Genomic DNA, 6,081 nt, shown 5'->3' with positions numbered 1-6,081 from the left:
CCCCCTCCCGGCCGCCCAGAACCTAAGGTTATCCTATGGGTGGCCGGGAGGGGGAGCGGGCCGGTGTTGTCGGCCGCGCTAGCGGATAAACTAAATGCTTGCCTGCGCTTGCTGGCCGAAAATGCGCTCAACCTCAAGCACCAGGTCTTTGAGATGGAACGGCTTGGACAGCACCTTGGCTTGCGGTGCCTCGCGGCTGGCTTTCAGTGTCACCGCAGCGAACCCGGTGATGAACATCACCTTGGTTTTGGGGCTGATCTCGGCGCAGCGCTGGGCTAGTTCGATCCCGTCCATTTCGGGCATCACGATGTCCGACAGCAGCAGATCGAATTCATATTCCTGAAGCAATGGGATCGCGGCCGTACCGCGATCGACTGCCATCACTTCATAGCCTGCGTTTTCAAGCGCGCGCGCAAGGTAGGTGCGCATGGCCGCTTCATCTTCGGCAAGCAGGATGCGGATCATATCAGGCTCGTTCTGGTTTGCGTTGTCCTTACCGCCGCTTTCACGCCGGTCGCGATTGCCATGATACATAGACAAGGCAGGTTAACAATCTGGCTTGTTTGTTAGGCATTGGGCACTTTGACACAGATCGCGCAGCAGGCCAATTCTGAGCGATGGAACACGAAGTGCTCAATTGGAACGATTCGCAGCGGAAAACCGGGGGCATCATCCCTGGCAGCGGCGGTCTGCCGGCCTTTTCGCTGGTTGCGCCGCAGCCATCGGCAATTCCCATACTGATCGCAGTTCCGCATGCCGGGCGGGCCTATCCCGGCACGCTGCTTGAACGGATGCGCAATCCTGGATTTGCCGCTCTCAAGCTGGAGGATCGCTATGCCGATCGGCTGGCTGAACGGGTGGCACGGCAAACCGGCGCGGCGCTGCTGGTGGCCAATGCGCCGCGCGCGATGATTGACCTTAACCGCGGCAGCGATGAAATTGATTGGGATATGTTTGCCCGCGGGGCGCCCGATAGCGGCGCAAATCCGAAGCCGGGGATCCGGGTTCGCAGCGGGCTGGGGCTGATCCCGCGCCGTCTGCAGGGCCTGGGTGAACTTTGGAAGCGCCGCCATGATGAGGCTGATCTTGCCGCCCGGATTGAACAGATCCACGCGCCCTACCACGCATGCCTGGCAGAAACCCTTGCCACTTTGCGGATGCGGTGGGGGGCTGCTTTGCTGCTTGATCTGCATTCAATGCCGCCGCTGGGTTTTCGCGGCGGGCAGGCCGGTCCTGATTTTGTGCTGGGTGATCGGTTTGGCGCTTCTTGCAGCGGGACATTGGTGGGCAGCTGTTTCAGCTATTTTGCCCAGCACCGCTGCGGCGCTGCACATAACCGGCCCTATGCCGGCGGCTATGTGCTGAATAGGCATGCCGATCCGGCAGCCGGGATCCACGCGCTTCAGCTTGAGATCGACCGATCAAACTATCTGGATGCGCGGCTGGCAGAACCAGGCGCCGGATTTGATGCCATGGTTGATTTGCTGATCGGACTGGTCCGCCGAATGGCCGGTGAAGTAGCCGATCTTGGCCGTCTGGGCAGGCCTGAAAGCTGGGTCAGCGCAGCCGAATAAAAAACCACCTCGTGCAAGCAGCACGAGGTGGCCAAGGTTCAGGGAGGTGGTGCACGAATGCACCTGACCCGCCGGGCCATGAGGGAAGCACGGCGAGACCGTTAACAAATAGTCGTCTCTGCGAAGGGATTCAAGCCTGCTCAAAGCTGCGCAAACGAAACGGCGCGATTCCGCCAGTTAGCGGGACCGCGCCGTTAAGAATTTGGCCCCTAGAATCAGGCAGTCGGAGCGGGAATCGGTCCCTGACCCTGCTGAACCTGCCGCGCGAACACTTCGCTCATGTGTTCAAGGCTGAACAAGTGGGCATAGACCAGCGCGAGCATGCCGTTCTGGTTCATCGCGCGCAGCACATCGCCGCGCAGTTCGCGCAGCTTTTCCTGATCGATCATCTTGAAGCCACGATACACGAACGGGGTTTCGTTGCCGGTTTGCTGGATCGATACTTCGCCGTCCATCAGCAGGCCGTGCTTGACCAGTTCTTCAACGAAAGCCGAAGTGCGAAATCCGGCTTCTTCGAAATTGCGGCAGAATTCCAGGGTTGCCTTGCAGGCTTCGGTTGGCTCTCCGCCTTCGAACAGCTTGTTGCCATCGTCAAATTCGCCAACCAGTTCGCTGGTCGGATCAAAGCACAGCGAAAGCTCGTCCGAATCTGGCGCCAGTTTGGCCAGCATGAAGGGATAGCGGCGGGCGTAAGCCGGCACATAGGCCGGATCGGTCTGCTTGCCATCGGCATCGAAGTAGGTGTTCACCCCTTCGTTCAGGCCCATCAGCGCCAGCGGGACCGGCGTTTCCGAGATCGAGAAAACGATCGGGTAGCTGCGCGATGCGTGAACAAATTCTTCTGCGGTCAACGGCACAGCGTGCTGACCAACCATCCACTTTGCAGTTTCGGTTGAGCGCGTGCTCCATTCAGCATGATCGCGGCTGTTAAGCGGCATCAGATCGTTGTAAAACATCGGCAGGGTGGCGGCTTGGGGCGCGCTGGCCATTGCAATTTCTCCGGTAAGAAGGCGATTCCTGGCCGGCAAGCTCCCGGCGCAAAACGCGCCTTTAAGCACTTGGCGGGTTTGGCGCAAGCGGTAGCAATTTTCCCGGGTTAAGCAGGCCTTGCGGATCGAGTGCAGCCTTGATCCGGGTCATCAGATCCAGCGCTACGGGATCAGCCAGGCGGCCAAGTTCGTCAACCTTCATCTGGCCGATACCATGTTCAGCAGAGATGGAGCCGTGCCATTCGCTTACCAGATCGTGGACCGCACGGCTGATCGTCTTGCCTTGTTCAAGCTCCCATGTGCCGCGCACCGCATGCGGCGGGGCTGTCACGTGGAAATGGACATTGCCATCGCCCAGGTGGCCAAAGGCGAATGCACGGCAGCCGGGAAACAGGCTTTCGATCTGCGCGGTGGCGGTGGCAACGAACTGCGCCATAGCTGAAACCGGCACTGAAATATCGTGCTGCATCGCGGCCCCTTTGCCGCGCAGCGCCGCAGATATCGATTCGCGCAATAGCCAGAAGGCTTCGGCCTGGCTTTCGTTCATGGCCATCACTGCATCTTCGATGATCCCTTGCCCGGCCGCGGCTTCAAGCAAGGCCTGCGCGGCGCCGGGCAGATCATCGGCGGGATCATCACCGACCAGCTCGATCAGGGCATGCCAGGCATGCGGCTGGGCCAGCGGAGTTCGCGCGGCAGGAAGGTGGCCGATCACCGCATCAAGGCACTGCTGCGGCAGAACCTCAAACCCTTCAAGCCTGCGCCCAAGCTGGGCTTCGGCCAGTTCCAGCAGCTTGCGGGCCATTCCAATATCTTTGAGGCCCGCCCAGACGACCTGCCGGCCGGTGATCGGCGGGGCCAGCCGCAGCCGGGCCGCGGTTATCACCCCCAGGGTGCCTTCGCTGCCAATGAACAACTGCTTCAAATCGAACCCGCGGTTGTCTTTTTTCAGCGCCGTCAACGCCGAATAGATCGATCCATCCGCCAGCACAGCCTCGATCCCCAGCACTTGCGCGCGCATCGTGCCATGGCGCAAAACCTGGGTGCCGCCGGCGTTGGTGGCGATCAGACCGCCGATTGTGGCCGATCCCTTGCCGCCCAAAGTCAGCGGGAAACGCAACCGCGCCGCACCAGCGGCCTCATGCAGGTGCTGCAGGATCACGCCCGCCCCGCAAGTAACCTCACGCGATGCAGGATCAACCGGGCCGATCATGTTCAACCGCCGCAGCGAAAGCAGCACGGCCTGGCCGCTGGCATCGGGCGTGGCGCCGCCAGACATGCCGCTATTGCCGCCCTGTGCAACCAGCGGCACCCGGTGCCGGGCACAAAGGCCGATCAGCGCCGCAACTTCATTCCGATCGGCCGGCGAAGCCAGCCCGCAGGCCTTGCCGGTGTAGCGGCCGCGCCAGTCGGTCAGCCAGGGTTCCATTGCATCGGGAGCGCAGGTGAAGCCTTTGGGCCCCAGCAAATCGGCCGCAGCAGCAAGAAAAGTGGCATCAGATCCAGACATCGCCATGCGCTATGGCATGCCGGCCCGAACGGAGCGAGTCCTGAGCGATAGGTTAAGCGGTGGTTCAATCATCACTGCTATAGCGGCGGCGATGAACCCTGCGCTCCACCTATTGGCCCCGCTGGCTCTGCTGTTCCCGGCCCTGGCCGTGGTAGAAGCACCGCGCGATGTGGTGCAGCCAGCCAGTCCGCCGGTGGTGGCGCTGCCGGCCGAACAGGTCAGCATTGAACAGCGGGTAACGATCCGGATCAATCCGCGCCCAGCGCCAATGCCTGATGGGCCCGATATGTTTGATCGCAGGGCTGATCGCGAGCCCAGATTTATCGAGCGCAAGTTTGGCAAATGCGTTGCGCTGGCGGGAATCGCGGGAATTCAGCCGGCCACCAGCAACAAATTGTTGCTGATTATGCGCGATAACCGTCTGATCACGGCGCAGCTGGAAAAAGGCTGCCAGGCGCGCGAATTCTATTCGGGCCTGATCGTGAAACGCGCAGCAGACGGGCAGTTGTGCGTCGATCGTGATGCGCTGATGTCGCGCAGCGGGGCCAATTGCCAGGTTGTGGGCTTTCGGCAGATCGTCCAAGTGAGCGATTGACCGGGTTTAGTACAAGGTCTGGGCACCGTTTTCTTGACTTTCCTGCGGCTGTGCGCCAATGGCCCGGCCAATCCAGCGCATGCTTTGGGCACGTGGGCTGGGCCCCTTTACATCCGGACATAGCGCAAGATCATGAAATTTGCCGACATCGGCCTATCCGACGAATTGCTCGCAGCGGTAACCGCCAAAGGCTATGACACGCCCACCGCGATCCAGGCTCAGGCAATTCCCAGCGTGCTGATGATGAAGGATATCATCGGCGTGGCCCAGACCGGAACCGGAAAAACCGCCAGCTTCGTGCTGCCGATGATCGATATTCTGGCCCACGGCCGGCGCCGCGCGCTGATGCCGCGCAGCCTGATTCTTGAACCGACCCGCGAATTGGCAGCCCAGGTTGCTGATGAATTCGCGCTCTACGGGGTCAACCACGATCTCAAAATGGCGCTGCTGATTGGCGGCGTGCAAATGGGCGATCAGGTCAAGGCGCTGAAAGACGGCGTGGACGTGCTGATCGCCACGCCGGGGCGGCTGATGGATCTGTTCGAACGCGGCAAGATCCTGCTGACAGGTTGCGATCTGCTGGTGATCGACGAGGCCGACCGGATGCTCGACATGGGCTTTATCCCCGATATTGAAACGATTTGTTCGAAGCTTCCAGCCCAGCGCCAAACCTTGCTGTTCAGCGCGACCATGCCGCCGCCGATCAAAAAGCTGGCGGACAAGTTCCTGACCAATCCCAAATATATCGAAGTGGCCCGCCCGGCTTCAACCAACACTCAGATCGTCCAGTTCAAGGTTCCGGTCACATCTTCACGCGGCAAACGCGATGTGCTGAAGCAATTGCTGCGAACCGACGACGTCAAGACCGCGATGATCTTTTGCAACCGCAAAACCACCGTGCGTGATTTGGCCAAGACGCTGAAGCAGGATGGGTTTTCGGCTGGCGAAATCCACGGTGACATGGATCAATCGGCCCGTATTGCAGAGCTTGATCGGTTCAAGGACGGCACGATCAACATACTGTGCTGCTCAGACGTGGCGGCACGCGGGCTGGACGTGAAAGGCGTGTCGCACGTCTTCAACTTCGATACTCCATGGCATCCTGATGATTACGTTCACCGGGTTGGCCGCACTGGCCGCGCCGGGGCGACTGGCCGCGCCTTTACCCTGATTGCGCCTGAAGACGCCGAAGCGATCGCCAATGTTGAAAAGCTGACTGGCGCGAAGCTGCCGGTGTTTGAAGTTGGGCAGGGCGGAAAGCCTGCCGCGCGCAGCGATGATCAGGACGAACGTGCCGAGCGGCCTTCGCGTTCGCGCCGCGTCAGCAAGCCAGAGCGGGCTGAACCTGCGGCCCAGGAAGATCGCGCTCTGCGTGAGGAACGCGCTCCGCGCGAAGCCCGCCCTCCCAGAGAG

6 protein-coding genes are annotated in these 6,081 nt (G+C 61.0%); 3 read left to right on the top strand and 3 right to left on the bottom strand.

All coding sequences use genetic code 11. From position 1 onward, the window contains the following. Positions 1–90 precede the first annotated feature (90 nt). Positions 91–465, bottom strand: coding sequence for a cell cycle two-component system response regulator CpdR (cpdR, locus tag ABL914_RS13590; RefSeq protein ID WP_391563727.1), 375 nt, complete (start codon positions 463–465; stop codon positions 91–93). A 152-nt stretch (positions 466–617) separates the two neighbouring features. Between cpdR and ABL914_RS13585 the strand changes: the two genes are divergently transcribed. Continuing rightward, positions 618–1,574 (top strand): N-formylglutamate amidohydrolase, encoded by a 957-nt coding sequence (locus ABL914_RS13585; protein ID WP_391563726.1) that lies wholly within the window; start codon positions 618–620, stop codon positions 1,572–1,574. 215 nt (positions 1,575–1,789) lie between these two features. On the opposite strand, the gene ABL914_RS13580 is transcribed toward ABL914_RS13585, so the two are convergent. After that, positions 1,790–2,563, bottom strand: a complete 774-nt coding sequence (locus tag ABL914_RS13580) for a SapC family protein (protein ID WP_391563725.1) — start codon at positions 2,561–2,563, stop codon at positions 1,790–1,792. Between the two features lie 61 nt (positions 2,564–2,624). Continuing rightward, a complete protein-coding gene (locus ABL914_RS13575) occupies positions 2,625–4,073 on the bottom strand; it encodes an FAD-binding oxidoreductase (protein ID WP_391563724.1) in 1,449 nt (482 codons plus the stop codon). A gap of 91 nt (positions 4,074–4,164) precedes the next feature. Here ABL914_RS13575 and ABL914_RS13570 point away from each other — a divergent pair, with 91 nt between their 5' ends. Both ABL914_RS13570 and ABL914_RS13565 read left to right on the top strand, forming a co-directional pair. Beyond that, entirely contained in the window at positions 4,165–4,668 is a 504-nt protein-coding gene (locus tag ABL914_RS13570) for a hypothetical protein (protein WP_391563723.1), read from the top strand. A 132-nt stretch (positions 4,669–4,800) separates the two neighbouring features. Beyond that, positions 4,801–6,081 (top strand): DEAD/DEAH box helicase (locus ABL914_RS13565; RefSeq protein WP_391563722.1); only part of this gene is annotated, 1,281 nt, incomplete at its 3' end.

It is taken from the genome of Novosphingobium sp., from assembly GCF_040079535.1.
GTDB lineage: Bacteria > Pseudomonadota > Alphaproteobacteria > Sphingomonadales > Sphingomonadaceae > Novosphingobium.
The sequence above is the reverse complement of the archived record's forward strand: the minus strand, read 5'-3'. Positions and strand labels throughout refer to the sequence as shown.